Source organism: Gordonia shandongensis DSM 45094, from assembly GCF_000423025.1.
GTDB classification, from domain to species: Bacteria; Actinomycetota; Actinomycetes; order Mycobacteriales; family Mycobacteriaceae; genus Gordonia; species Gordonia shandongensis.
The window spans coordinates 58,434-82,571 of the sequence record NZ_AUHE01000016.1 but is presented as its reverse complement, the minus strand read 5'-3'; the positions used below and the strand labels follow the sequence as shown (position 1 = coordinate 82,571).

Sequence of the window (24,138 nt, the reverse complement as noted above, 5' to 3'; positions counted from 1 at the left end):
CCCTGACCGTCATGTCGTCCATCGTGATCGGGGTCATCGCCGCACTCGTCGGCCTGTTCTTCTGCTTCCGCGGCATCACCGCCATGCGGATCGTCATCGCCCTGTGGGGTGCGTTCGTCGGTTTCGTCGTCGGCGCGGGCATCACCGCCGCCGTCACCGACACCGGCTACCTCGAGCGCCCCGCGGGCTGGATCGTCGGCGTGCTCGCGGCCATCGTGTGCGGCACCCTCGCGTACCTCTTCTACGTGATCGCCGTCGTCCTGGCGATGGGGTCGATCGGCTACACCCTCGGTGCGGCGGTGATGCTGGCGTTCGGGGTCTCGGCGAACTGGGCGGTGATCGCCGTCGGCGCCGTCGCCGGCGTCCTCCTGGCGATCGTCACGATCACCCTCGACCTCCCGGCGATCCTGCTCATCGTCGTCAGCGCGTTCGGCGGCGCCACCGCCGCCGTCGGCGGCGTGATGCTCCTCGTCGGCACCCTGCACCTCGACGACTTCAGCCAGCCGGCCGTCACCTCCGCGATCCGAGACGACTGGTGGTGGAGCGCCGCCTACCTCGTCCTGGCGATCGCCGGGCTCGTCGTGCAGTCGCGCCTGGTGACGCCCGAACGCGACGGCGCCCGCAACGCCTGGTGACGCCCGGCCGGCCGGCGCTGCGGGACGCTCGGACGCCCACGCGACGGTCACGGCGGCGATACGCTGACACTGTCAGCCGACCTCGACCCGCCAGGGGGTAGAAAATGAGCTACACCGTCGCCGACCTCATCGTCGACACCATCGCGGCCTCCGGCGTCGAACGCGTCTACGGCATCCCGGGCGACTCCCTCAACGGGTTCACCGACTCCCTGCGCACCTCATCGAGCATCGCGTGGACTCACGTGCGGCACGAGGAGGGCGCGGCGTTCGCGGCGGCCGGCGAAGCCGCCGTCACCGACCGCCTCGCCGTCTGCGCCGGCAGCTGCGGCCCCGGCAACCTCCACCTGGTCAACGGGCTCTACGACGCCCACCGTTCACGCGTCCCCGTCCTCGCGATCGCCGCCCACATCCCCGCCTCCGAGATCGGGACCGGATACTTCCAGGAGACGCACCCGGAGAAGATCTTCGACGAGTGCAGCAGCTTCTGCGAGATGGTCTCGACCGTCGACCAGCTCCCCCGCCTCCTGGACATCGCGATCCGCACCGCCGTCGAAGACCGCGCCGTCTCCGTCCTGGTGATCCCGGGCGAACTGTTCCTCACCGCCGTCGACCGGCCCGAGCGGATCCCCGGCATCCGAGCCACCGCCACGGTCACCCACCCGGCCGAGGAGGAACTGCACCTGGCGGCGATGAAGCTCAACGAGAGCCGACGCGTCACCATCCTCGCCGGCGCCGGCGTGGCCGGCGCCCACCGCGAACTCCTCGACCTCGCCGACCGCCTGCAGGCACCCATCGTGCACGCACTGCGCGGCAAGGAGTTCGTCGAATACGACAACCCGTACGACGTCGGGATGACCGGCCTGCTCGGCTTCTCCTCCGGCTACCGGGCCATCGAGCACTGCGACACCCTCCTGATGCTCGGCACCGACTTCCCGTACGCCCAGTTCCTGCCGTCGTCGGCGTACACCATCCAGCTCGACATCCGCGGCAGCCAGATCGGCCGCCGCTGTCGCGTCGACCTGCCGATGGTCGGCGCCGTGGCCGACACCCTGCCGCTGCTGACCGCCGCCATCGACGACGGCCGCGACAGCGACCACCTGACCACGGCCCGCAGGCATTACGCCCGCACCCGCGAGCACCTCGACGACCTCGCGACCCCGTCCGCCGACGGCGACCCCATCCATCCGCAGTACCTCACCGCCCTGCTGTCGCAGGCGGCCGACGACGACGCCGTCTTCGTCCCCGACGTCGGCTCACCTGTCGTGTGGGCGGCCCGCCACCTGCGGATGAACGGTCGCCGTCGGCTCATCGGCTCGTTCATTCACGGGTCGATGGCCGGCGCGTTGTCGCAGAGCGTCGGTGTGGCGGCCGCCCAACCCGGTCGGCAGGTGATCGCGCTCGCCGGCGACGGCGGCCTGGCCATGCTGCTCGGTGAACTGCTGACGCTGGTGCAGAACCGCCTGCCGGTGAAGGTGGTCGTGTTCAACAACTCGTCCCTGAACTTCGTGGAGTTGGAGATGAAGGCCGCCGGGTTCGTCACGTTCGGCACCGACCTCGACAACCCCGACTTCGCCGCGCTCGCCGAGGCGGTCGGGATCCGCGGCGTCCGGGTCACCGACGCGTCGGCCCTGCCCGCGGCCGTCGACGATCTCCTCGCCCACGACGGTCCCGCCGTCCTCGATGTGACGACGGCCCGCCAGGAGCTGTCGATCCCGCCGGCCATCTCCGCGGCGCAGGCCAAGGGGTTCACACTGTGGGCGTTGCGCACCGTCATGTCGGGTCGGGGCGACGAGCTGGTCGATCTCGCCGAGACCAATCTCCTCAAGCGACTGTTCTGACGCGCACCGCCGCCGGACACGGTACGCTGCGGCGAACACCCGTTCGATGCATCGTCGGCAGGGTGTGAGGTCGGCGGGGTGTGAGAAAGTGGGGACAGACCACGACCCCCGAGGAGGTCACCCATGCCGCCGCGTCGCCGAGCAGCCGAATCCCTGACGTCCGACGATCTCGCCACGCTGGCCGCGGCCGTCGCCGACGGCAGGCGGGCCACCGTCTATCTGCGGGAGGGCACACCGAGCCTGGGATTGGCGCCCGGAGCCTCGGCCCGCGTGCTGTCGATCTCGGGGACCACGCTGCTGCTGAAACCCAGCGGGGTCAACGACGAGCTGCCGTACGAGGCCGACGAACTGCGGATGACCAGGCAGCCACCGCCGCCACCGGAGAGGCCCGCGCGGCCGCGGAAGGCCGCGCCCCAGAAGGCTGCTGCACAGAAACCGGCCCAGAAACCGACGGCACAGCAGCCAGCGACCCAGAAACCGGCGACCCAGAAGCCGGCGGCACAGAAACCCGCGGCTCAGAAGCCGGCTTCGTCGGGACGCTCCGCAGCGCGTCGCACCGCACGTCCCCCGACGGCGGTGACGGTGACGCTGTACGGGTCGTCGGCCAACGAGTGGTCGGTGGCCGTCGCACGCGGCGGCCGGAAGCCGCCGCGTGCGCGCAGCGTGGCGCCGGACGCAGTCGAGGAGGCGCTGACCCGGCTCGGGGACGACGCGGCCCTCGACGCCGCCTCGTCGATCCTCGACGCCGCCCGACAGGAGGCGCAGCGGCGGGTGGAGGAGCTCAGCCGTGAACTCGAGGCCGCCCGCCAGGCGCTCGCCGCCCTCGACGGCGACCACTGACCCGGCGGCGCCCAGACCGGCGTAAACACAGACCGGCGTGAACACAGACCGGCATCAACGCAGAACGGTGTGAACGCAGACCTGCCTGGCTCAGATCTGCCCGCGCATCACGTTCTTCTGAATCTTGCCGGTGGCCGTCTTCGGCAACGCCTCGACGAGCACCACCTGCTTGGGCGCCTTGAATCCGGCGAGGCGTCCGCGCGCCCACTCACGCAGGTCGGCCGCGCTCACGTCGGTGCCCGAGGTGACGACGAACGCGGTGACCGCCTCACCCCAGTGCTCGTCGGGCACGCCGACGACGGCCACCTCGGCGACCGCGTCGTGCCCCAACAGCACCCGCTCCACCTCCACCGAGGAGACGTTCTCCCCGCCGGATTTGATGATGTCCTTGGCCCGGTCGGTGAACCAGACGACGGCCTCGTCGTCGAGGTAGCCGATGTCGCCGCCGTGGAACCAGCCGTGCGCGAACGCCTCGGTGTTGGCGGCGGCGTTGTTCCAGTATCCCTCCATGAGCTGCGGCGACCGATAGACGATCTCGCCTTCCCGCCCGGGCGGCAGGAGCGTGCCGTCGCCGTCCATGATCGCGATGTCGGTGCTCACCGTCGCGGGCCCCCACGAGTCGTCCTTGACTCCCCGATGGCCGGCCCACTGCACCTCGGAGGCCGGCGTGGTCTCGGTCTGTCCGGAGCCGAGGATGATGTCGGCGTTCGGGAAGGCGGCCCGCAGCGACGCCAGCAGTTCGGTCGGCATCGGCGCCATCGCGTACAGGCCCGTCTCCAGCGCCGCCGTGTCGACCTCGGCGAGCCGCGGCTGCGCGAGCAGGGCGCCCCACATCATCGGCAGCATCGTCAGGTGGGTGACGCGGCGCCGGGCGAAGACGTCCACGAGCGCGTCCGGGTCGAAGCCGCGCAGCAGGACCACCGTGGCGCCGACGGCGATCGACGGGAGCAGCAGCGCGTCGAGCGCGGTGACGTGAAACAGCGGAAGCACGATCGGCTGCACCGATGCCTTCGTGTCGGGACGCAGACCGAGGCCCAGTGCCGAGCTGAGCAGCGAGATCTGCACCGCGACGTGCGAGGTGACGACCCCTTTGGGGCGCGACGTGGTACCCGAGGTGTAGAGGCAGTGCACGATGTCGCGGTCCTCGACGATCGTCTCCACCGGAGAGGTGTCGGCCTCGGCCACGTCGCTGTACGCGACGGCGGGCACACCGGCGACCGACTCGGGCGGGTCCCCGACCACGATCACCTCGCCGACGGCGCTGTGCTCTCCCGCCTCGGAGACGGCCGGTCCGAGGACGCCGAGGAAGACGTCCTCGGTCACCACGGCCCGCACCCCGCTGTCGGCGAGCTGATAGGCGACGTCGGACGCCGACAGCAGCAGGTTGATCGGCATCGCGGTGACGCCGATCCTGGCCAACGCGAAGAACGTCGCCACGAACTGCCAACTGTTCTGCAGCTGCATCCCGACGGCGTCGCCGCGGACGTATCCGCGCGCCAGCAGGCCGCGTGCGAGGGCGTTGGCGCGGGCCTCGAGGTCGACGTACGAGATCTCCTCGGTCCCGTCGACGAGCGCGATGCGGTCGCCGTAGTGGTTGGCGCTGCGGGTGAGCACATCGCCGACGCACACGCGGTGCGTGAGGTTGACGGTCAGCGGGTCCACTCCGGACAGGTCTGGTCGCATTCCGGGCAGGTCTGGGCGCATTCCGGGCATCTCCTCATCGGGGGCGGGACTCTCGGGAGTGGTCCGACCGTAACGCACAAAACATTCACCAGTGATTGTTTTGTTGAAAGAACCGTCGCCCCGGTCACTCGCACCGCGCACGTACTCTGGATCCGATGACCGCACCCGACTGGACCGCCGCGCAGATCGACGCCGTGCTGGCCACCTTCACCTCCCGCACGCGCCAACGCGCGCGGGAGTACGCGGACACCGGAATGATCCTCGACTGGGACTTCGCCGACGGCATCCTGCGCGGCACGTCGCGCGGATCGGGCGCCGAACGCTACACCTGCCGCATCCGCGCCTCCTGGGACGACGAGCCGCCCCTCATCTCGGCGAGTTGCACGTGCCCGGTGGCGATCCGCTGCAAGCACTGCGCCGCCCTGGTCATGGTCGCCACCGAGGACGACGACATCGCGACGGCCACCCCCGCCCCGACCTTCCGACGCAGCACATCCACCGCACCGCTGCCCTTCTCCCGCTGGCGCACACTCGTCGACGAGGTGACCCGATCGGGCACCGACCACGGTGCCCCCGACGGACCGGAACGCCCACTGGCGCTGTCGTTCTCGATCGTCCGCGACGCCACCCGCACCCCCGTCCTCACCGTCGGCCCCATGGTCCGCGGCGAGCGCGGCCAGTGGGTCCGCGGACGCCTCACCTGGCGGCGCCTCCTCGCGGGCACCCCCGCCGACCGGCATCCGCCGGCCGCACTCGACGCCCTCGAACGCCTCGCCCGCGAACTGTCCTCGGTCGCCGAGCACCCGCTGCCCGACGACGCGCCCCTCATGCGGGCGCCGGCGAGCATCTGGCGAATCCTCGACGACGCCCGCGACGCCGACGTGGCCCTCCTGTCGGGAGCGACGGGCGCCGACATCGCCTACCGCGCACCCCTCGCGGTGCGCCTGCACATCTCGGCGGTCGCCCACGGCATCCGCGTCGTCACCGAACTCACGCACGACGGGACCCCCCTCACCGACGACCGCCGCCTGCCCCTGGGACGCCCGCGCGTGCACGGGGTGGCCGACGACCACGACGGCACCCTGCTCCTCGGCCCCCTGCCCGCCCTGACCGCCACCGAGTCGATGCTCCTCATCAGCGGCGAACCCCTCCTCGTCGCCGACGACGAGCTCGACGAGTTCCGCAACGCACTGCCGTCCCTGCAGTCGGTGCGCGACGTGGTCGTCGACGCCGACGCCTTCCCCACCCTCGATGTGACCGGCCCCGAACCGGTCCTGCGGATCCGCACCGGCGACACCCCCGACCCGGCCGACGGCGTCCGGACGCCGCGCGCGACGACCGCGGAGGCCGCGTGGTCGGTCGCCTACCGCGTCGACGGCGAACTGCGCGAGTTCCCCGCCGACGATCCGGTGACCGACCGGTTCCGGTCGGCCGACGCCGAACGCGCCCTGTGGGAGTCGGTGCGCCCCGAACTCGAGCTCGTGGCCCGCGCGCACCCCGGGTGGGTGCAGGAGGCCGCCGACCGGCTGGAACGCCGGCTTCCCCAGCTGAGAGCCGACTTCCGGCACTACAACCGCATGTACGCCGTCCTGCGGCAGCTCCGCGGCGGCGCCACGGTGACGGCGGCCTTCGACTCGGCACCCGACTACCGGACCATCACGGTCCCGCTGCGCCCCATCGAGGTGGCCGTACTGTGCGCCGAGACCGTTCCGACGATCACCGACCTCGGACGGGTCCGCGTCGAGATCGACGGCGACCCGCCCCGATACCGCCCCGCATCGTCGCCCGGTGTCCTCACCTTCTCCGGCGACACCGTCGGCGACTGGTTCGACCTGCAGGTGTCGCTCGACGTCGACGGGCACCGCATTCCGATCGGCGAGATCATCTCCGCGCTCGCCTCCGGCGACACGCACATGATCCTCGACGACGGCACCTACTTCGCCCTCGACGTCCCCGAACTCACCGCCCTCCACGAGCGCCTCGAGGAGGCGCGGGCCCTCGGCGAACTCGACGGCACCCGCGTCCCGCGCCACACCCTCAACGCCGGACTGTGGGACGAGCTGCTCGGTCTCGGCGTGGTGGACGAACAGCTCCGCGAGTGGCGCGACCGGATGGCGGCCCTCGCGACGGCACGCCCGCCCGAACCCGTCGCCCCGTCCCCCGGCCTCGACGCCGACCTGCGCCCCTACCAGCGCGAGGGCCTCGACTGGCTGGCCTTCCTGTGGGACAACCGCATCGGCGGCATCCTCGCCGACGACATGGGCCTCGGGAAGACGCTGCAGACCCTCGCGCTGTTCCACCGCATCGTCGACGAGCGGCCCGACGCCCGGTTCCTCGTGGTGGCGCCCACCAGCGTGATCGCCAACTGGGCCTCGGAGGTGCGGCGCTTCGCGCCGAACCTGTCGGTGCTCACCGTGACGTCCACCGAGAAGCGCGCGCAGTCGCCGTTGGCCGAGCGCATCGCCGACGCCCACATCGTGGTGACCTCGTACACCCTGATGCGGATCGACGCCGCCGCCTTCGCACACGTCGACTGGACCGCCGCGGTCTTCGACGAGGCGCAGTTCCTCAAGAACCACAACGCCAAGACGCACCAGGCCGCGCGACGCCTCTCCGCCGAGGTGAAGTTCGCGATCACCGGCACCCCGATGGAGAACCGGGTGATGGAACTGTGGTCGCTGGTCTCGGTGGTCGCCCCCGGCCTGTACTCGTCGCCGCAGCCCTTCAAGGAGCACTTCGCGGGCCCCATCGAGAGCGGCGAGGCACCCGAACGCCTCGACGTCCTCCGCCGCCGGTTGAAGCCGATCATGCTGCGCCGCACCAAATCACAGGTGCTCACCGACCTCCCCGAGAAGCAGGAGCAGATCCTGCACCTCGAGCTGGAGCCACCGCACCGGAAGGTCTACGACACCTATCTCGCGCGGGACCGCCAGCAGCTCCTCGGCCTCATCGACGACTTCGACAACAACCGGATCCAGATCCTGCGCGCCCTCACCCGGCTGCGCCAGCTCAGCCTGCACCCGGCGCTCGTCGACCCCGCGCACGAGGCGGTGGCGTCCGCCAAGATCACCTACCTGTCCGAGCAGCTACCCACGCTCATCGACGAGGGCCACAGCGCACTGATCTTCAGCAGCTTCACCGGCTTCCTGCGGCTCGTCGCCGCCCAGCTCGACGCCGACGGCATCGCCTACAGCTACCTCGACGGCTCCACCCCGATCACCCAGCGCGGGAAGGCCATCGAGCGCTTCACCGAGGGCGGCACCCGCGTCTTCCTCATCAGCCTCAAAGCCGGCGGCTTCGGGCTCAACCTCACCGCCGCCGACTACTGCTTCATGACCGACCCGTGGTGGAACCCGGCCGCCGAGAACCAGGCCGTCGACCGCGCCCACCGCATCGGCCAGCACCGGGCCGTGAGCGTGTACCGCCTGGTGTCGACGGGCACCGTCGAGGAGAAGGTGATCGACCTGCAGACCCGCAAACGGGAACTGTTCGACGCCCTCATCGACGACGGCGCGGCCTTCTCCGGGGCGATCACCGCCGACGACGTCCGCGGGCTGCTCAGTTGAGCGCGGCGAACCGCCGGCTGTGGACCGTCCTGGCCCTGCTGTTCACGACGGGATGGGCGACGAACCACTTCGTGGCCATGATGCCGGTCCTCCACGACCGCAGCGGGATCAGCGACGCCGCCCTGGAGGGCGCCTTCGGGATCTACGCCGTCGGGCTCCTGCCCGGACTGCTCACCGGCGGCGGCCTCTCCGACCGCGTGGGGCGGCGCCCCGTCGTCCTCACCGGCGCCACCGGCGCCGCCCTCGGCAACCTGCTGATGCTGCTGTGGCACACCGAACCGGGCGTCTACGTCGGCCGCTTCGCCGTCGGCCTCGGCGTGGGGCTGGCCGTCAGCGCGGGCACCGCCTGGACCGCCGACATCGGCGGGCAGCGCGGCACCGTGTTCGCCGGACTCACGCTCACCGCCGGCTTCGCCGTCGGCCCGCTCGTCTCGGGTCTCATCGCCCAGTTCACCGCCGACGCCGCCCTCGTGGCCCCCTTCGTCCTCACCGTCGCCGCCTCGCTGGCCTCCGTGATCGCCGGATTCCGACTCCCCGACACGCACCGCGGGCCGCCCGGCTCCGCAGCCGACACGGCGACGACGACACCCCACCGGAGTCTGTCGCGCGCCCTGTGGACGAGCCTGCCGATGAGCCTGTGGGTGTTCTCGTCGGTGACGATCTCCGTCGTCACGATGGCCGCCCGCGTCTCGAGTTTCGAGGGCCCCTGGGTGCCGGGCGTCGCCGCCGTCCTGGCGCTCGGGTCGGGCGTCGTCAGCCAGACCGCGGCACGCCGCGGCACGTGGGGTCCGCGCGCCGGGATCGCCGGCGCCGTCCTCGTCGCCGCCGGATTCACCGTGGTGGCCGCCGGCGGATCGAGTCCGCGCCCCGAGGCGTTCATCCTCGCGTCGGTCCTCCTCGGCGCCGGCTACGGTCTCTGCCTCCGCGAGGGACTGCTCGACGTCGAGACCTTCGCACCCGCCGCCGGCCTCGGCCTGGCGACCGGCGTGTTCTACGTCGGCACCTACCTCGGCTTCGGTCTGCCGGTGCTGCTGCGGGCGGTGGAACCGTCCGTCGGGATCACCGCACCCATCGTCGTCCTCGCCGCCGCGGCCGCCGGATCGGCCCTCCTGCGGGCCGGACAACTCCGGATGGGACTGCTCTCTCGGCGCTGACGCGCGTCTGAACGGCCGCCAGCGGCCGGGTCGCCTCCACGGCCTCGGCAAACCCGGTCAGGCCGTCGCAGCACGCGATCAGGAGGTCCTCGACCCCACGTTTGCGCAGTTCCGCGCACGGCGGGCCTCGGGGTCGCGAGTCTGCCATTTGGCGACCTCGTCGGCGACCTCGTCCGATGATGCCCTGACCAACCCTCACGAACTCGGCCATCCACCGATCACCCAGTGCAGGCCGCTAGTCAGTTCTGGGCGCGGTCAGGCGTTCAGCTGCCAGACTGCCATTTCGCATCCGCCCGGCTCTCAGAAGTGGAAGCGCCGACCGCCTGGGTGGTTCATGCGGCTGCCGCAGTTCCAGGAGTAAGAACTCATCCAGCACGTCCGTAAGGTCTTGACTCCTAGTCCGTAGCGTGTTCAATCAACGTCCCTGGTCGTCCCTGATCAGTACAGCTCGTTACAGATGGGTTGGATTCTTTCGCAATCCACTTAACGTGCACTTCTCGATAGCTCATCAGCGGACAGCGGGGTCAACGCGTCCAGACGATCGTTTTCCCTCTCGGGAGGTAGGTCAGGTTTACCCGATTCTTGTCGATTGAAATCACGGCGTAATCCATAGTTGTCCTGGAGTCGGCCGACGCGTGAGCTTTAGCATCGTCAGCATCGACGTAGGTGGCGTCCGAGAGAGCTAGAACGACGCCTGAGTAGGCGGGGTTGGAGCGCGATTTGGCCTGTTCCCCAGCGTATACCTCCCAGACCCCCCCCCCCCCGCCACTAGGGTTCTTGACCACGAACGTCTTGTCCTTGAAGAACGTCTCCCCGGCTGTGCTGGTGCCCCACAGGCCAAGGATCCTGGTCTCGACCTCCTGCTTCGTCGGATACGTTCTGTCGACGCGCAAGGCATCGGTGGTGGACGCTAGAAGCGTTGTTCCGGTATCCGACGAGCCCGCACTACTGGCCGGGCCCGAGGTCCCCGAACACCCAGCGATAGCAGTCGCGACGAGGATGAACAGACCGCAACAGGCTACTCTCATACGAGGGATCACGATAGCACCTGCATTCCCTTTTGATAGTAACCGTTACGGGCAACCCAGGCATTCGGAAGTCCGCCGCCAGCGTCGCCGTTCACACGGACCGACAAGAGCCTGAAGTCATTCTTGTCGGCCAAGGAGGTCAAGTCTCGATTATTCCAGTACCACGTTGATACCTTGAAAGCGTACTCCTCAAAGGTCTGGAATCTGTCGGATTCGACGGCCAGAGTAGCGATGAAAGCAGCCTGCCGCGACGGAGTGTTGATATCCCCCAAGCATTGCCTCGTTCAACGGGCCGACGTACTTCGCCGCCTGACCATCACTCATTTCAGGAACGATCTCTTTCAGCTCTTCCCTGGTCACCGGATCGTCCGGCCCCTGCCGGACAAGGCCCACGATAGGAACGAAAGCCAGGCCGATTCAATCATCTTGGTGCCCAGCGACGGATAGCGGTGCTGGTCGAACACACTCAGGCCGCGAGAGTGTCACCCACGACAAGGGCAGGATAGTGGTTCACAGTCGAATCCACACCTACTCAATTACAGACAAGATGCGCTGACGCGCAGGGATCAGCCGAGGGTGGCCTGCACGTCCGCGCTCGACTTGTCGAGCCGCTCCAACCGCCCCTCGGTCATCGATGCGATCTGGTCGACCACCACGCGCATGCGCTCGTCGTCGTCGCCCGCGGCGGCCCAGCGCGTCGCGAAGATCGGGTCGAGTCCGCCGGGCGCCGTCACCAGCAGCATCTCGGCGACCCGGTGGATCCGCTCGCGCTGCCGATCCTGTTTCGCCCGGTGACTCGGGTCGGAGAAGATGAACCGCAGCGCCACGGTCTTGAGGACCGCGACCTCCGCGGCCACATCCGCAGGCACCGACAGGTCGGCGTCGTACCGACACAGCGGCACAGCGCCCTGCACCGCCCGCGTCGCGGTGATGGCCGACGACGCGAACCGCCCGATCAGCTCACTCGTCATCCGCTTGAGCCGCACGAACGAGTCGAGCGACCCGTCGAACGTCCCGAGCGACGCGAAGATCTCCATCTCGGACAGTCGCTGCGCGGCGTCGACGAGCGGAGCGGAGTCCAGACCGTCGAAGTACCGCATGCCCAGTTCGGCCAACACCCGCTGATCGTCGGGGGAACCGAGCTGCCGCAGGTCGATGCGCCCGCCGATCACGCCGTCCTCGAGATCGTGCACCGAGTACGCGACGTCGTCCGACCAGTCCATCACCTGGGCCTCCAGACACCGGCGCCCCTCCGGGGCACCCGCGCGGACCCACTCCAACGCCGGCTCGTCCTCCACGTACGCGCCGTACTTGGTCCCCGGCGCCGACCTCGACCACGGATACTTCAGCGTCGCGTCGAGAGCGGCCCGAGTGAGGTTCAACCCCGCACTCGCCCCGTCCGGGTCGACGATCTTCGGTTCCAGCGAGGTGAGGATCCGCAGGTTCTGCGCATTGCCCTCGAAGCCGCCGCGGTCGCGCGCCACCTCCTCCAGGGCCCGCTCACCGTTGTGCCCGTACGGCGGATGCCCGATGTCGTGAGCGAGGCCGGCGAGCTCCACCAGATCGGGATCGCAGCCGAGCCCGACCGCGATGCCGCGGCCGATCTGCCCCACCTCGAGGGAATGGGTGAGCCGGGTCCGCGGGTTGTCGCCGTCCCGAGGGCCGACCACCTGGGTCTTGTCCGCGAGTCGCCGCAACGCCGCACTGTGCAGGACCCGGGCGCGGTCACGGGCGAAGTCACTGCGGTGGTCGGAGGCCGGGTTCTGCCCCGCGGCGATCTTCGGCGACTCGGCGACCCGGCGTTCCAGATCGTGGGCGGCGTAGATCGCCGAGGGCGGGTCGGCTCCCCGATCCACAGCAGGCGAGTTAATCGTTCGACCAGCCACGCTGCGACGACAGGTCGAGCAGCCGCGACCGGATCGACGTGATCTGGCGGGCGGTCAGATCGGGCGCCGAGTCGAGGAGCAGCTCGGTGAACTCCGTGAACAGGCTGCCGCCGCGCGGGGTGAACCGGCGCGAGCCGCGATCGTCGCGCCCGCGACGGTCGCCACGGTCGTGGCGATCACCGCGGTCATGGCGGTCGTTGCGGTCGCCGAAGCGTCCGCGGGTCTCCTCGCGCCGCGCGGCGCGCTCGGCGGCCGGCGACTCGCCCTCCGGGGCCTCCTTGGTGACCTTGACGTTCAACGCCTTCGACCCGCGCTCGGTGTCTTCGACGTCGAACTCGACCTCGGCGCCCGGACGCAACTGCGTCTCATCGATGTTCACGTCGTTGATGTGCAGGAACACATCGTCCCCACCATCGGTCGGCGCCAGGAATCCGAACCCACGATTCGTGTCGAAATGCACGACCTTGCCGTTGACAGCCACCACACACTCTCTCTCTTTCGAAGAACGCCCACACCGCGGACCCCTTGCCCGCCCGACGAACTCTCCCTGATCACTATGCCCTACCCGGCACGATGAACCCACCGGATGTGCGTCCAGACAGATGAATCGCAACCGGAAGTCCGTCGCGACGCCGCCGAGGTTCCTACGGTTGTCCCGTGCGCCACCTCTCTCGCCCGTCCGGTCCGCTCGCCACCGTCGCCACCGTCGCCGTCGCGCTGCTGTGCGCCCTTGCCCTGGGGGCCTGCAGCGTCACCGGGACCGCGGTGCGCACGGCGCCCGCCACGCAACCGCCGACCACGCTGATCGCGCCGACCGCGCTGATCATCGACGCGTCCGACTCCATGCGGGCCGACGACGCCCCCGGACCGCGGATCGACGCCGCGAAGAGCGCGGCGACCGGCCTCATCGACGCCGTCCCCGCCGGATCGCGGTTGGCCGTGCTCACCTACGGCACCGGCACCGGGAATGCACCGACCGAGCGCGCCGCGGGCTGCCGCGACGTGACCGACCTCGTCCCCCTCGGCCCGCTGGAGAAGGGCTCGGCCAAGGCCGCCGTCGACGGTGTGACGCCGCGCGGCTTCACGCCGATCGCCGAATCACTGCGTCGCGCGGCCGCCGCCCTCCCCGATTCGGGGGCGGCGTCGATCGTGCTGATCTCCGACGGCGAGGACACCTGCGGCACCCCGCCGTGCGACGTCGCCCGCGAGCTGTGGGCCGCCCACCCCGAGCTGTCGATCTCGACCGTCGGATTCAAGACCACCGGCGAGGCCAGCGATCAACTGCGGTGCATCGCCGACGCCGCCGACGGACTGTTCGTCGGCGCCGCCAACGGCGACCAGCTCGCCCGCCGACTGCTCGCCACCCAGGATCGTTCGGCGAGCACCAAGCTCAACGGCGGCGCCTACGCCGGCATCGCCCTCGGCGACTCCCTCGACGACATCCGTCGCGAACACGCCGACTTCCCCGACAGCTCACGCGCCGACGGCGATCTGACGATCATCCACTGGCACGACTGCGACTGGGCGTTCCGCGACGGTCGGCTCGTCGAGATCCGCCCCGAGAGCAGCATGACCATCGACGGTGTCGGCGCCGGCAGCACCGTCGACCAGGCTCGAGACGTGTACGGCGAGCCGATCTCCGACTCCACGACCAACGGCCGCCGCACCGTGCTCTTCGACGCCGGGAGCGGCGACTCGGCCGGCTACCGGATGACGGTCGACGGCACCGGCGGCAGCGCGACGATCTCCCGCATCATCGTCTGCGGCTGCGCCGGGCCGCAGGCCACCGCACCCACCTCGACGGTGCTGCCCGACACCCCGCCGAGCACCCGCTGCACCGGCAAGATCCTCGGCAAGACCGACTACCGCCATCCCTCGCTGGGCACCGTCCGCGTCTTCCTGCGGCTCGAGACACCGGTCGACCGGACGCAGCAGGGCTGCATCATCCCGGTGACGGCCGACGGCACCGTCCTGCCGATCGCCACCGTCGGCGTCTACGGCACCGACCTCGAGTTTCCGTCGCCGCCCACCGACGCGACCGGCAACCTGTTCGTCCGCTACAACCCCGGCCGCTACAACGGGGTCGTCGTCCTCACGCCCACGAAGACCGGATTCGTCGACCCCGGCGTCGATCACACCGGCTACACCGGGAAGCGACTGTTCTACTACGCCGACCTCAAGGGGCCGGGAGCCGACGGCCGGTACGTGATCGTTCAATCGGCCAACGACTGCGAACCCTCGTGCGCCGGCGGGACGATCACCACCGAGGACCTCCACTGGAACGGTCGCGACTACGTGAAGTGACTCGCGCGGGCACCGAAACGCGGTGCCGCCACTCGACGATGAACTCTGTGTCGGCCGAGACACGACCGTCGCATCATGACGAAGGAGTTCGACCATGTCACGAACACGAACCATCGCGGCGACAGTACTGACCGGGGCCGCCGTCGCGACTGCGGTCGGCGCGGGGACGGCCCAGGCGTCGACCCACTACCTGCCGCCGACGACACGATTCAACGTCCTCCTCGGAGATCAGCCCACCCTCACCGAGGTGCTCGCGGTGACCCCCGACGGGCACGGTCGCCTGGCGATGCGAGCCACGCGCTCATCGAGCGGGACCTTCCACTATCCGATCCAGGTGTTCCGGATCAACTTCGCGACCGGGCAGAGCGGCTACGTGTCGGCACCGTACGAGTCCGACGCCGTCGTCACGACCGGTCGGGGCACCGTCGGCATCGGGAACTTCGTTGGTTTCCCCGCCTCGCCGAGCCTCGGCGCCGTGACGTCCTGACCGGTCAGCCGCACGCCTCGTGACGCCGCGACCCGGGGTGGACCAGCGTGTCGACCAGGCGACCGATCACCGCCCCCACCCCGGCGACCGCCACCATGAGGACGAGTCCGGCGGCGACGGCGGCGAAGGTCCAGCCCAGAGAGCCGGCCGAACCGCGGTCGCTGTCGAAGATCAGATTGGTTCCGTCGCCGCCGAAGGCGTAGAAGCAGAAACCGACGAAGTAAGCGATGCCGAACACCGCGGCGCCGATGCGTGCGGCACGTGTGCGCGTGGTGGACCCCCGGGTCACGACTCCCCCTCGACTTCCCCCGTGCGACAGCCCCCTCGGCTGCGCGTGTCATCGAGTCACTCTACGCGGCGGCGGCGGGCGCGTCCCGCATCCGTGGCCGATCGGCCCGTCAGAGGTGCTGGCGTCCGCGGAAGTAGGCGCCGGTGATCGTGAAGAAGCCGATCGACGCCATGCTGATGACGAAGACCACGAAGACGCGGCCGGCGTCGGCTCCGTCGGTGGTCGCCGCCAACATCGCGACGACGGCGCTCAGCGCGATGGTGGCGGCGAGCGCCCGCAGTTCGCGTGCGAATGGCATGGGCTCCTCCGTTCCGTCTCGCCGGCGGGTTCGGCAACGACCCGAATCCGACATACTTGAATGTCACACCAATGGTAACTATTGCAAGCACTCGTGTCGATGACGCAGCGGTGGGATCGCCCACACCTCGCATCCCCCGCGGGGCATGCGCTACTTCACAGTTGCGATGCCCAACGACGGGAAGAAGAAGCAGGTCGCATCGCCCTTGCGCACCGTGCCGTAGATCGCCGACAGGACCGTGCCCTCGCCGGTCTGCACCAGACCACCGCGCACCCCGTTCGACGGGAGGAAGCTGAGCGCGCTCTTCAACGCCGCTCGAATTCCGCCCGGAACGACGGTCCCCAGCGGAGCGCGCTGCACCGCGACGTCGATGATGGTCTCGGCCAGACCGTCCATCGGCTCACCCAGGCCGCCCGTGAAGGTGTTGACGTTGAACCAGGCGACCTGCATCCCCTTCTTGTCGCCCGAGTCCGCGTAGACCCCGACCGGCACGAAGCCGTAGAGAACCTCACCGCTCTTGACCAGGTTGACGTCGAGGTACTTGCCGATACTGAGATCGCCGACCAACGGCGTGTTGGGGCCGGGCATGGCGCCGCCGAGCGCCGGAGCGAGGGTGAAGTCGGTGCAGGCGCCGACCGTCGGCGTGAACGGGGTGATGCCGAGCTTCTTGAGGATCGCATTGGCGGCCTCGATGCCGCTGACCACATCGGCGGCATCCGTGGGCCGCGGGGCGATGCCGTCGAGCGCGGCCTTGGCCGCCGCCGCATCGGCGGCCTCGGCCGCAGCCGCGTCAGCGGCGGGTGCCGCCTGCGCGGCGGGCGTCGTCACCGATCCGGCCAGGAGGGCGGCCGAGGCCGCCACGGCGGCGAGACCGAATCGGAGGCGGCGCCGTCCGCGGCGGCCGGCACGATCGATGCCGACACGGTCGATGATGGAATACCTGGTGGGAGCCATGATGACCTCCGGGGAGAGGAGTGAACGGGGCCCATCCAGTCTGGGCCCCGTTCACCTCGTCTCCGCCCCGAAGCAGCCGAGTCGAGACCCCGAGGTCACATTCGGGTCATCGAGCTCACTTCCGGGCCGCCCCGCGTCAGCCCGCCTTGTTCTTCTGCACGAGGCCGACGAGCCACAGCAGGATCACCGAACCGAGGATCGCGGTGAAGAAGGTGAACCACCATCCCCCGCCGGCGGTGTCGAACGCGAAGCTGAGCAGGAATCCGCCCAGAAGGGCGCCGACCACGCCGATGACCGTGTTCATCAGGACACCGGCCCCGCCGCCCTTGACGATCTTTCCCGCGATCCAGCCGGCCAGCGCGCCGATGATGATGTATCCGACCAGGCTCACACTGGTGGTCGTCGACGACCGAGCCAGGATGTCGACTGCAGCGAGTTCCATTGTCGCGTCCTTCCGTAGGGAATCGGTCCTTCGAACATATGTCATAGCCGAGTGCGATGTGCGGAACGTGAACGAACCGAGACCCCGGCGGATGTCGAGTCACGCCCACGACCGAGCGCTCGGCATGGCATAGTCGGCTGATGAAACATGTTCTAGTTTCTGTCGCGAGCAGAGACGAAGGGTTTGATCGATGAAGCCAGCCACACGCGACCTCGGCACCAGACTGCCCCAGCGCGTCAACGTCCCCCGCGTCGAGATCCCCCGAGGCCGGGTGATCGACCTCCCCGGCCGCGGAAGCACGTTCGTCACCGACTCCCCCGGGCCCACCCCCGACGCGCCGCCGCTGCTCCTGCTGCACGCACTGTCGACGACGGGACTGCTCACCTGGTTCCCGAGCATCCCCGAACTCACCAAACGCTTCCGGGTGATCACCCTCGACCAGCGACTGCACGGACAGGGAATCGTCCCCGAGGAGTTCACCCTCCGCGACTGCGCCGACGACGCCGTCGCCCTCCTGGACGTCCTCGGCATCGACAAGGCCATGGTGGCCGGATACTCGATGGGCTCGCTGATCGCCCAACGCGTGTGGCGCCAGCACCCCGACCGGGTGGGCGGGCTGGTCCTGGCGGCCAGCACCGACGCATTCCAGTCGACCATCACCGAACGCCTCTTCCACCAGGGAGTCGGCGCCTCCCTCGGCGCCCTGCGCAACCTCAAACGCCGCCGCGCCGACGGCGACACGACCACCGACCAGGAGCCCGTCGACCCGACCGTCGACATCCACCGCTGGGCGCTCGCCGAATTCCGCTCCACACGACCGTGGGCCGTCGGACAGGCCGTCGTGGCCATCGGACGCCACCACTCCCGACCGTGGATCCGGGAGATCGACGTGCCGACTGCCGTGATCGTGCCGAAGAAGGACAGGGCGATCCCGCCCGAGCGGCAGATCGCGATGGCCCACCGCATCCCCGGCGCCACCCTGCATCAGGTCGACGCCGGACACTCGTGCTGCGTCATGGACGCCGAGCTGTTCGTCCCCGTGATGGTCGAGGCGTGCGCCACCGTCCTGGCGCGCTGGAACGAGAAGGAGGCGGCCGCTCAGTCCTGAGCGGCCGCGGCGCCGCCCACCTCGGCGGTCAGCCGCGTCAGCTCCCGCGGGAAGTGCGCCACCATCTTCTCCGGCTGACGCACGCTCTCCTCCGACGCGATGATGCCGACATGCACCACGCCGTTGTTCGACAACACCGTGATGTTGAGTCCCGCGCCGTGGAAGACCGGGCCCAGCGGATACATGCCGTCGATGCGCGCCCCCATGAAGTACAGCGGGATCGGCGGACCCGGAACGTTCGAGATCACCAGGTTGTGAACCACCGGATGCCGTTCGGCCAACCGCAGACCGGCGTAGGCGCGGACCGCGAGGCCGAAGGTCCGCGGGGCCGCGAACTCCGCCCAGTCCTGCAGGGTGTCGGCGGGCACCGCCTTGTGATGCTCCTTGGCCTGGCGGTTGGCGTCGGTCATCTGACGCAACCGCTCCAACGGATCGTCGATGTCGGTGCCGAGACGCGCGAACAGCGCCGAGACCTTGTTCGACCCGCCGTCGCGCTGCGATTCGCTGCGCACCGAGACCGGGACCGATGCGAGCAGCGGCGTCTCCGGAAGTTCGCCGCGCTCATCGAGGTACGCGCGCAGAGCGCCGCCGGCGATGCTCAACACGATGTCGTTGACCGTCGCCCCCGTCGCCGCACGAACCGCCTTGATGTCGTCGAGCTTCATATCGGCGACCGCGATCGTCCGGTCGCCGCTGATGGTGCCGTTGAACGAGGTGCGGGGCGCCGTGAACGGCGGGGCCATCGCGGTGCCGTGCCGTGCGCGACCGATCGTGTCGGTGATGAGGCTCAGCGACGGCGAGAGCAGCTTCGGAATCGCCAGCGGACGGGAGAGCGTGCTCAGCACGCCGCGCCCCAGCAGCTCGATCGGACCCGGCGAGTCCTCGTCCATCGTCAGCTCGTCGGTGGCCAACGGCGGGGCGTCCGGTTCGAGGCTGCACAGGTACGAGATGAGGTTGGCCCCGGAGGCGCCGTCGACCGTCGCGTGGTGCATCTTGGTGAAGATCACCAGCTTCTCGGAGCCGTCGGCACCGTGATAGCCCTCGATGACGTTCATCTCCCACAGCGGACGGCCGCGGTCCATCGGCAGACCCGCCAGATGCCCGCACATCTCCATCAGCTCGGCGTGACCCGCCGGTGCCGGCAGCGCCATGCGGTGCAGGTGGTGGTCGACCGAGAAGTGATCGTCCTTGACCCAGATCGGGTGCCCGAGGTCGAGCGGGACGCGCCGCACCTTGCGGGTGAACTGCGGGACCTTGCTGACGCGGGACTCCAACGTGGCCCGCAGTGTGGCGAACGAATATCCCCCGGGCATGGTCGTCGGATCGAGCACCATGACCGCACAGACGTGCATCAGCTGCTCGGGCGTCTCCAGATACAGGAAACTCGCGTCAAGACCGCTCAATCGCTCCATGACGCTCACAATAGACCGACCAAGTAGAACAAGTTCTACTTTTCCGGAGGATTTGTGCTAGATCACCGTGATCGACAGCGCGTGTAGAGCGCGCGGGCACCGGCTGCGAGGAAGGCGACGCCGACCAGACTGAGCACAACGGTACTCGCCCACCGGGGCACCTCGACGAAGAACAGCGCGATCGTCGCGATCAACATCACCGCCGCATACGCGGTGATGAGCTGATCGATCCTCGCGGGCGGACCATCCGGTGTCGCAGCCATCTCCTCGTCGACCTCCTCGTCGGATGACGACCGTACCGGAGTCACCCGTTAGCCTCGACGCATGGCCCTTCTTCACGATGCGACCCTGTCGCCGACGAAACCCGAGATCGTCACCGCACACCTGGACTCCGTGCCCTGGGGAGGCAGCGGACCCGTCGAGATGCTCGGCGCCTACCGTTTCGACGACCCCGACGGCGAGGTCGGCGTCGAGGCGCACATCGTCGCCCGCGGCGGCCACGTGCTGCACATCCCCCTCACCTACCGGGGCGCGCCGATCCCGGGCGCCGACGAACACCTGGTCGCGACCATGAAGCATTCGGTCCTCGGCGAACGCTGGGTGTACGACGCCGCCGCCGACCCGGTGGCCGTCGGATGCTTCGTCCGCGCACTGCGCGGCGAGCAGGCGCAGGCCGACCTCGAGGTCGCACAGGCCGACGGCTCCACCGTCCCCCGGGAGAACACCGTCCGCCTCCACCTCGACGGCGCCGCCGGCGAATCGGAGATCCTCACGTTCAGCACCGACCTCGCGGCACCGGCGACCGGGCACGCGCTCCTCGTGGCGCAATGGGACGGCGGCGACGGCGTCGTCGCAGCCCTGGGCTGACCCCGCGGGGCCGACCGGTCGAGTCAGGCCCCGATCAGCTTCCCGCCGAGATATTCGACCACCTTGTCGAGCGCCACGCGCTCCTGGCTCATGGTGTCACGCTCACGGATCGTGACCGCCTGGTCGTCGAGGGTGTCGAAGTCGACCGTCACGCAGAAGGGCGTGCCGATCTCGTCCTGGCGGCGGTACCGCTTGCCGATCCCCTGCGCGTCGTCGAACTCCACATTCCAGTGCTTCCGGAGTTCGGCCGCCAGATCCTTGGCCTTCGGCGACAGCTTCTCGTTGCGCGAGAGCGGCAGCACCGCGGCCTTGACCGGCGCCAGACGGCGATCGAGCTTCAGCACCGTCCGGGTGTCGGTGCCGCCCTTGGCGTTCGGCACCTCCTCCTCGGTGTACGCATCGCACAGGAAGGCCATCAGCGACCGTCCCAGCCCGGCGGCAGGCTCGATGACGTACGGCACGTACCGCTCACCGGTCGCCTGGTCGAAGTACGACAGGTCCTCACCGGAGACCTTGCTGTGCGTCGACAGGTCGTAGTCGGTGCGGTTGGCCACGCCCTCCAGCTCACCCCACGGATTGCCGGCGAAACCGAACTTGTACTCGACGTCGACCGTGCTCTTGGAGTAGTGCGACAGCTTCTCGGCCGGATGCTCGTAGCGGCGCAGGTTCTCCGGATCGATGCCGAGGTCGACATACCAGTCGAAACGGGCGTCGAGCCAGTACTCGTGCCACTGCTCGTCCTCGCCGGGCTTGACGAAGAACTCCATCTCCATCTGCTCGAACTCGCGGGTGCGGAAGATGAAGTTGCCGGGCGTGATCTCGTTGCGGAAGCTCTTGCCGATCTGCGCGATGCCGAACGGCGGCTTGCGGCGCGCCGTGGTCATCACGTTCTTGAAGTTCACGAAGATGCCCTGTGCCGTCTCGGGACGCAGGTAGTGCAGCCCCTCCTGGTCGTCGACCGGGCCGAGGAAGGTCTTGAGCAGACCGGAGAACGCCTTCGGCTCGGTCCACTGACCGCGGGTGCCGCACTCCGGGCACACGACCTCGGTCATCGGCACCGAGTCGGGGTCGTCGATGTCCTTCTTGAGCGCGTACGCCTCCTGGAGGTGATCCTGACGCTGACGCTTGTGGCAGTTGGTGCACTCCACCAGCGGATCGGTGAACACCTCGACGTGCCCCGAGGCCTCCCACACGCGCCGCGGCAGGATCACCGACGAGTCCAGACCGACCACGTCGTCGCGCGAGGTCACCATCGTCCGCCACCACTGACGCTTGATGTTCTCCTTCAACTCCACACCGAGCGGACCGTAGTCCCAGGCGGACCGGGTTCCGCCGTAGATCTCACCGCACGGGTACACCAGGCCCCGCCGCTTGGCGAGGTTGACGACGGCATCGACATTGGACTGGACAGCCACGGTTGACAGATCTCCACGACGTAGGGGGTTGGGACGGTGCACGGTGCGCGAGGATGGTCGCGCACGTCGTCTCACACGATAGTCGGTTCCCGACCGGGGGTGTGCGGCGCATCGCCCCACCACCGCGCCGATGCGACCGCGGCCGGTCCCGCTCTCACCGTTCCGCGGCCGTCGCCGCCAGAGGCAAATGACAATCACTTCACATAGGATGGGCACAGACAGTGAGGAGCCCCATGTCCGAGCCGGTGATCCCGCCGACGCCCCTGCCGCTCCCCGGCCGCGAAGCCCACGGCGCCGCCAGCGAGCTGCTGCGCGCGCTCGCCTCCCCGGCCCGGGTCTCGATCGTCATGGCGCTGCGCGACCGACCGATGTGCGTCCACGAGCTGGTCGACGACCTCGGCCTCAACCAGCCGCAGGTGAGCCAGCATCTCCGGGTCCTCAAACGCTCCGGCGTCGTCGTCGGCAGCCGCCGCGGGCGCGAAGTGGAATACGCCCTCGCCGACGACCACGTCTCGCACATCGTGGTCGACGCCGTGGTGCACGCGACCGAGCACACCTCGGAGCCCGCCTGATGCCGGCGCCGAAGCCCGTCACGGGTCAGCGCTCGACCCGGCAGCGCGCCGCGATCGCCGAGGTCCTGTCGACGACCGACGACTTCCTGTCCGCGCAGGAGTTGCACGACAAACTGCGCGAACGCGGTGAGTCGATCGGTTTGACGACCGTGTACCGCAATCTGCAGGCCCTCACCGAGGCCGATCGAATCGATGCGATCTGGGACGGCTCGGGGGAGACCCGGTACCGCCACTGCTCCACCGGCCACCATCATCACCTGGTCTGCCGTCACTGCGGGACCACCGTCGAGATCCAGGCGGAACTGGTGGAGGACTGGGCCGACTCGGTGGCCGTCCAGAACGGGTTCACCGACATCAGCCACACCGTCGAGATCTTCGGGGCCTGCGCGGACTGCTCACGGGCGAGATGACCCGACTACGTAGATGATCGTCCCCGTGACACCGACTGACGGACATATCGTCGGGCAGGTCGCCTCACGGGGACGATCGTCTCGCCATCCCGTCGCCTGAGCGTTCGAAGGCATCGCGCGACCGTCGATCCCGGACGCGATGCCTCCCGGCGCGGGTGAACGCACGGACGTCCTCGACGAACTCGTCCCACTCCCGCGCGTGCATCACCTGGCGATAGGCGACGCGCATCGTCGCCCAGCCGTCGACCGACGACTTCCGGTCACGGATGTGGTCGTTCGCCCGATCCCTCGGCCGGGAGTGGAAGCGCTCGCCGTCGCACTCGATCAGGAGCTTGCCGATGCGCAGATCGGCGTGACCCCGGTAGATCCCGTAGTCGACCGCCGGTTGCGTCACCACGTGGAAGCCGAGAGCACGGAGACGAACGCGGGCGATGCTCTCGGTCCCCGACTGGGACCGACCGTCGACCTTCTCGAGCAGGGCGTCCACCGTCGCGCCGCCGTACGGGGCGATGTCGGCCCGCAGACGGTCGACGTCGTTCACGGCGAGGTAGGAGTCGCAGGCCGCAACCCAGTCCTCGGCGGTCATGCACCTCGCCGCGCACGCGAGCGCGTACACGACCGGGTCGACGGCGGTCGTCGTCGGCAACGGCCGCCCCCGGTACGGGCGGCACCCGATGATCCGCCCGCGCAGCGCCTTGCTCCGTCGGATGTGGACCTGCGCATACCCCGGCGCCACCCACAGGCCGTGCAGCCTCAGCGCCGAGACACAGGCCAGGACCCCGCCGGCGCGGACGGCCGTCGCCACATCGGGGTGATGCAGACGCTCGGCGTACCAGTTGATCCGGAGGCGGTCGAGGTCGCCCGCGGCCGGCGCCCGCACGACGGCCGTCTCGTCGAGGCCCCGCTCGGTGAGTTCCCGCGACACACGCCACGAGACCCGTCAACCGAAC

Annotated in this window: 22 protein-coding genes and 1 pseudogene; 11 read left to right on the top strand and 12 right to left on the bottom strand. The window is 69.5% G+C overall.

Annotated features, from left to right (window positions below; translation table 11 throughout):
• Positions 1–11: 11 nt before the first annotated feature.
• The 3 genes from G528_RS0112685 (at position 12) to G528_RS0112675 (ending at position 3,313) form a co-directional block, all read left to right on the top strand.
• Positions 12–635 (top strand): TM7S3/TM198-like domain-containing protein, encoded by a 624-nt coding sequence (locus G528_RS0112685; RefSeq protein WP_026919301.1) that lies wholly within the window; start codon positions 12–14, stop codon positions 633–635.
• A gap of 104 nt (positions 636–739) precedes the next feature.
• Entirely contained in the window at positions 740–2,473 is a 1,734-nt protein-coding gene (gene poxB / locus G528_RS0112680) for a ubiquinone-dependent pyruvate dehydrogenase (RefSeq protein ID WP_026919300.1), read from the top strand.
• A 123-nt stretch (positions 2,474–2,596) separates the two neighbouring features.
• The gene (locus G528_RS0112675; RefSeq protein ID WP_026919299.1) at positions 2,597–3,313 is read left to right on the top strand and encodes a DUF6319 family protein; all 717 of its coding nucleotides are present in this window, start codon (positions 2,597–2,599) and stop codon (positions 3,311–3,313) included.
• 90 nt (positions 3,314–3,403) lie between these two features.
• Here the strand turns inward: G528_RS0112675 and G528_RS0112670 are convergent, their stop codons facing one another.
• Entirely contained in the window at positions 3,404–5,017 is a 1,614-nt protein-coding gene (locus tag G528_RS0112670) for a class I adenylate-forming enzyme family protein (RefSeq protein WP_245569762.1), read from the bottom strand.
• A 134-nt stretch (positions 5,018–5,151) separates the two neighbouring features.
• Here G528_RS0112670 and G528_RS0112665 point away from each other — a divergent pair, with 134 nt between their 5' ends.
• The gene (locus G528_RS0112665; protein WP_026919297.1) at positions 5,152–8,562 is read left to right on the top strand and encodes a DEAD/DEAH box helicase; all 3,411 of its coding nucleotides are present in this window, start codon (positions 5,152–5,154) and stop codon (positions 8,560–8,562) included.
• Positions 8,559–9,716, top strand: a complete 1,158-nt coding sequence (locus G528_RS0112660; protein WP_026919296.1) for an MFS transporter — start codon at positions 8,559–8,561, stop codon at positions 9,714–9,716. The genes G528_RS0112665 and G528_RS0112660 overlap by 4 nt, the downstream gene beginning before the upstream one ends.
• On the opposite strand, the pseudogene G528_RS18730 reads toward G528_RS0112660, so the two are convergent.
• From G528_RS18730 to G528_RS0112640, 3 genes and pseudogenes are all read right to left on the bottom strand, one after another.
• Positions 9,715–9,834: pseudogene (locus tag G528_RS18730) on the bottom strand (transposase); the annotation flags it as partial. The gene G528_RS0112660 and the pseudogene G528_RS18730 sit on opposite strands and share 2 nt — an antisense overlap.
• Positions 9,835–11,310: 1,476 nt before the next feature.
• Entirely contained in the window at positions 11,311–12,600 is a 1,290-nt protein-coding gene (locus G528_RS0112645; protein ID WP_026919293.1) for a deoxyguanosinetriphosphate triphosphohydrolase, read from the bottom strand.
• Positions 12,601–12,610: 10 nt separating this feature from the next.
• Complete coding sequence (locus G528_RS0112640; protein WP_026919292.1) at positions 12,611–13,111, bottom strand: cold-shock protein; 501 nt, start codon at positions 13,109–13,111, stop codon at positions 12,611–12,613.
• Between the two features lie 176 nt (positions 13,112–13,287).
• Between G528_RS0112640 and G528_RS18070 the strand changes: the two genes are divergently transcribed.
• Both G528_RS18070 and G528_RS18065 read left to right on the top strand, forming a co-directional pair.
• Positions 13,288–14,934 (top strand): vWA domain-containing protein, encoded by a 1,647-nt coding sequence (locus tag G528_RS18070; protein ID WP_051198796.1) that lies wholly within the window; start codon positions 13,288–13,290, stop codon positions 14,932–14,934.
• A 94-nt stretch (positions 14,935–15,028) separates the two neighbouring features.
• A complete protein-coding gene (locus G528_RS18065) occupies positions 15,029–15,421 on the top strand; it encodes a hypothetical protein (RefSeq protein ID WP_051198794.1) in 393 nt (130 codons plus the stop codon).
• Positions 15,422–15,425: 4 nt separating this feature from the next.
• Here the strand turns inward: G528_RS18065 and G528_RS0112625 are convergent, their stop codons facing one another.
• The 4 genes from G528_RS0112625 to G528_RS0112610 all read right to left on the bottom strand — a co-directional run bounded on the left by G528_RS0112625 (position 15,426) and on the right by G528_RS0112610 (position 17,404).
• Positions 15,426–15,710, bottom strand: coding sequence for a hypothetical protein (locus G528_RS0112625; RefSeq protein WP_026919291.1), 285 nt, complete (start codon positions 15,708–15,710; stop codon positions 15,426–15,428).
• Between the two features lie 109 nt (positions 15,711–15,819).
• Positions 15,820–16,008, bottom strand: a complete 189-nt coding sequence (locus G528_RS0112620; RefSeq protein WP_026919290.1) for a hypothetical protein — start codon at positions 16,006–16,008, stop codon at positions 15,820–15,822.
• A 150-nt stretch (positions 16,009–16,158) separates the two neighbouring features.
• Positions 16,159–16,962: a hypothetical protein gene (locus G528_RS0112615; RefSeq protein WP_245569761.1), complete on the bottom strand. Its 804-nt coding sequence runs from the start codon at positions 16,960–16,962 to the stop codon at positions 16,159–16,161.
• 136 nt (positions 16,963–17,098) lie between these two features.
• The gene (locus G528_RS0112610) at positions 17,099–17,404 is read right to left on the bottom strand and encodes a GlsB/YeaQ/YmgE family stress response membrane protein (RefSeq protein ID WP_026919288.1); all 306 of its coding nucleotides are present in this window, start codon (positions 17,402–17,404) and stop codon (positions 17,099–17,101) included.
• Between the two features lie 190 nt (positions 17,405–17,594).
• On the opposite strand from G528_RS0112610, the gene G528_RS0112605 reads away from it, so the two are divergent.
• A complete protein-coding gene (locus G528_RS0112605) occupies positions 17,595–18,512 on the top strand; it encodes an alpha/beta fold hydrolase (RefSeq protein WP_035719975.1) in 918 nt (305 codons plus the stop codon).
• Here G528_RS0112605 and G528_RS0112600 read toward each other — a convergent pair.
• Together G528_RS0112600 and G528_RS0112595 are read right to left on the bottom strand one after the other, a co-directional pair.
• Positions 18,503–19,924, bottom strand: a complete 1,422-nt coding sequence (locus tag G528_RS0112600) for a WS/DGAT/MGAT family O-acyltransferase (RefSeq protein ID WP_026919286.1) — start codon at positions 19,922–19,924, stop codon at positions 18,503–18,505. The genes G528_RS0112605 and G528_RS0112600 overlap by 10 nt on opposite strands.
• Before the next feature lie 62 nt (positions 19,925–19,986).
• Positions 19,987–20,232, bottom strand: coding sequence for a hypothetical protein (locus G528_RS0112595; protein ID WP_026919285.1), 246 nt, complete (start codon positions 20,230–20,232; stop codon positions 19,987–19,989).
• 16 nt (positions 20,233–20,248) lie between these two features.
• Here G528_RS0112595 and G528_RS0112590 point away from each other — a divergent pair, with 16 nt between their 5' ends.
• Entirely contained in the window at positions 20,249–20,791 is a 543-nt protein-coding gene (locus G528_RS0112590) for a CG0192-related protein (protein WP_026919284.1), read from the top strand.
• A 23-nt stretch (positions 20,792–20,814) separates the two neighbouring features.
• On the opposite strand, the gene G528_RS0112585 is transcribed toward G528_RS0112590, so the two are convergent.
• Positions 20,815–22,206, bottom strand: a complete 1,392-nt coding sequence (locus G528_RS0112585; protein WP_026919283.1) for a glycine--tRNA ligase — start codon at positions 22,204–22,206, stop codon at positions 20,815–20,817.
• A 233-nt stretch (positions 22,207–22,439) separates the two neighbouring features.
• On the opposite strand from G528_RS0112585, the gene G528_RS0112580 reads away from it, so the two are divergent.
• Positions 22,440–22,778 (top strand): ArsR/SmtB family transcription factor, encoded by a 339-nt coding sequence (locus G528_RS0112580; protein WP_026919282.1) that lies wholly within the window; start codon positions 22,440–22,442, stop codon positions 22,776–22,778.
• Entirely contained in the window at positions 22,778–23,188 is a 411-nt protein-coding gene (locus G528_RS0112575; protein ID WP_035719973.1) for a Fur family transcriptional regulator, read from the top strand. Before G528_RS0112580 ends, G528_RS0112575 begins: the two co-directional genes overlap by 1 nt.
• 64 nt (positions 23,189–23,252) lie before the next feature.
• Here G528_RS0112575 and G528_RS17450 read toward each other — a convergent pair whose 3' ends face one another.
• The gene (locus G528_RS17450; RefSeq protein WP_035719971.1) at positions 23,253–24,113 is read right to left on the bottom strand and encodes a hypothetical protein; all 861 of its coding nucleotides are present in this window, start codon (positions 24,111–24,113) and stop codon (positions 23,253–23,255) included.
• Positions 24,114–24,138: the final 25 nt, after the last annotated feature.

Excerpts from the sequence above, each read along its gene's own strand:
- G528_RS0112685 (WP_026919301.1), top strand. The coding sequence starts at position 12 with ATGTCGTCCATCGTGATCGGGGTCATCGCCGCACTCGTCGGCCTGTTC.
- poxB (WP_026919300.1), top strand. The coding sequence starts at position 740 with ATGAGCTACACCGTCGCCGACCTCATCGTCGACACCATCGCGGCCTCC.
- G528_RS0112675 (WP_026919299.1), top strand. The coding sequence starts at position 2,597 with ATGCCGCCGCGTCGCCGAGCAGCCGAATCCCTGACGTCCGACGATCTC.
- G528_RS0112670 (WP_245569762.1), bottom strand. The coding sequence starts at position 5,017 with ATGCGCCCAGACCTGCCCGGAATGCGACCAGACCTGTCCGGAGTGGAC.
- G528_RS0112665 (WP_026919297.1), top strand. The coding sequence starts at position 5,152 with ATGACCGCACCCGACTGGACCGCCGCGCAGATCGACGCCGTGCTGGCC.
- G528_RS18065 (WP_051198794.1), top strand. The coding sequence starts at position 15,029 with ATGTCACGAACACGAACCATCGCGGCGACAGTACTGACCGGGGCCGCC.
- G528_RS0112620 (WP_026919290.1), bottom strand. The coding sequence starts at position 16,008 with ATGCCATTCGCACGCGAACTGCGGGCGCTCGCCGCCACCATCGCGCTG.
- G528_RS0112615 (WP_245569761.1), bottom strand. The coding sequence starts at position 16,962 with ATGGCTCCCACCAGGTATTCCATCATCGACCGTGTCGGCATCGATCGT.
- G528_RS0112610 (WP_026919288.1), bottom strand. The coding sequence starts at position 17,404 with ATGGAACTCGCTGCAGTCGACATCCTGGCTCGGTCGTCGACGACCACC.
- G528_RS0112605 (WP_035719975.1), top strand. The coding sequence starts at position 17,595 with ATGAAGCCAGCCACACGCGACCTCGGCACCAGACTGCCCCAGCGCGTC.
- G528_RS0112600 (WP_026919286.1), bottom strand. The coding sequence starts at position 19,924 with ATGGAGCGATTGAGCGGTCTTGACGCGAGTTTCCTGTATCTGGAGACG.
- G528_RS0112590 (WP_026919284.1), top strand. The coding sequence starts at position 20,249 with ATGGCCCTTCTTCACGATGCGACCCTGTCGCCGACGAAACCCGAGATC.
- G528_RS0112580 (WP_026919282.1), top strand. The coding sequence starts at position 22,440 with ATGTCCGAGCCGGTGATCCCGCCGACGCCCCTGCCGCTCCCCGGCCGC.
- G528_RS0112575 (WP_035719973.1), top strand. The coding sequence starts at position 22,778 with ATGCCGGCGCCGAAGCCCGTCACGGGTCAGCGCTCGACCCGGCAGCGC.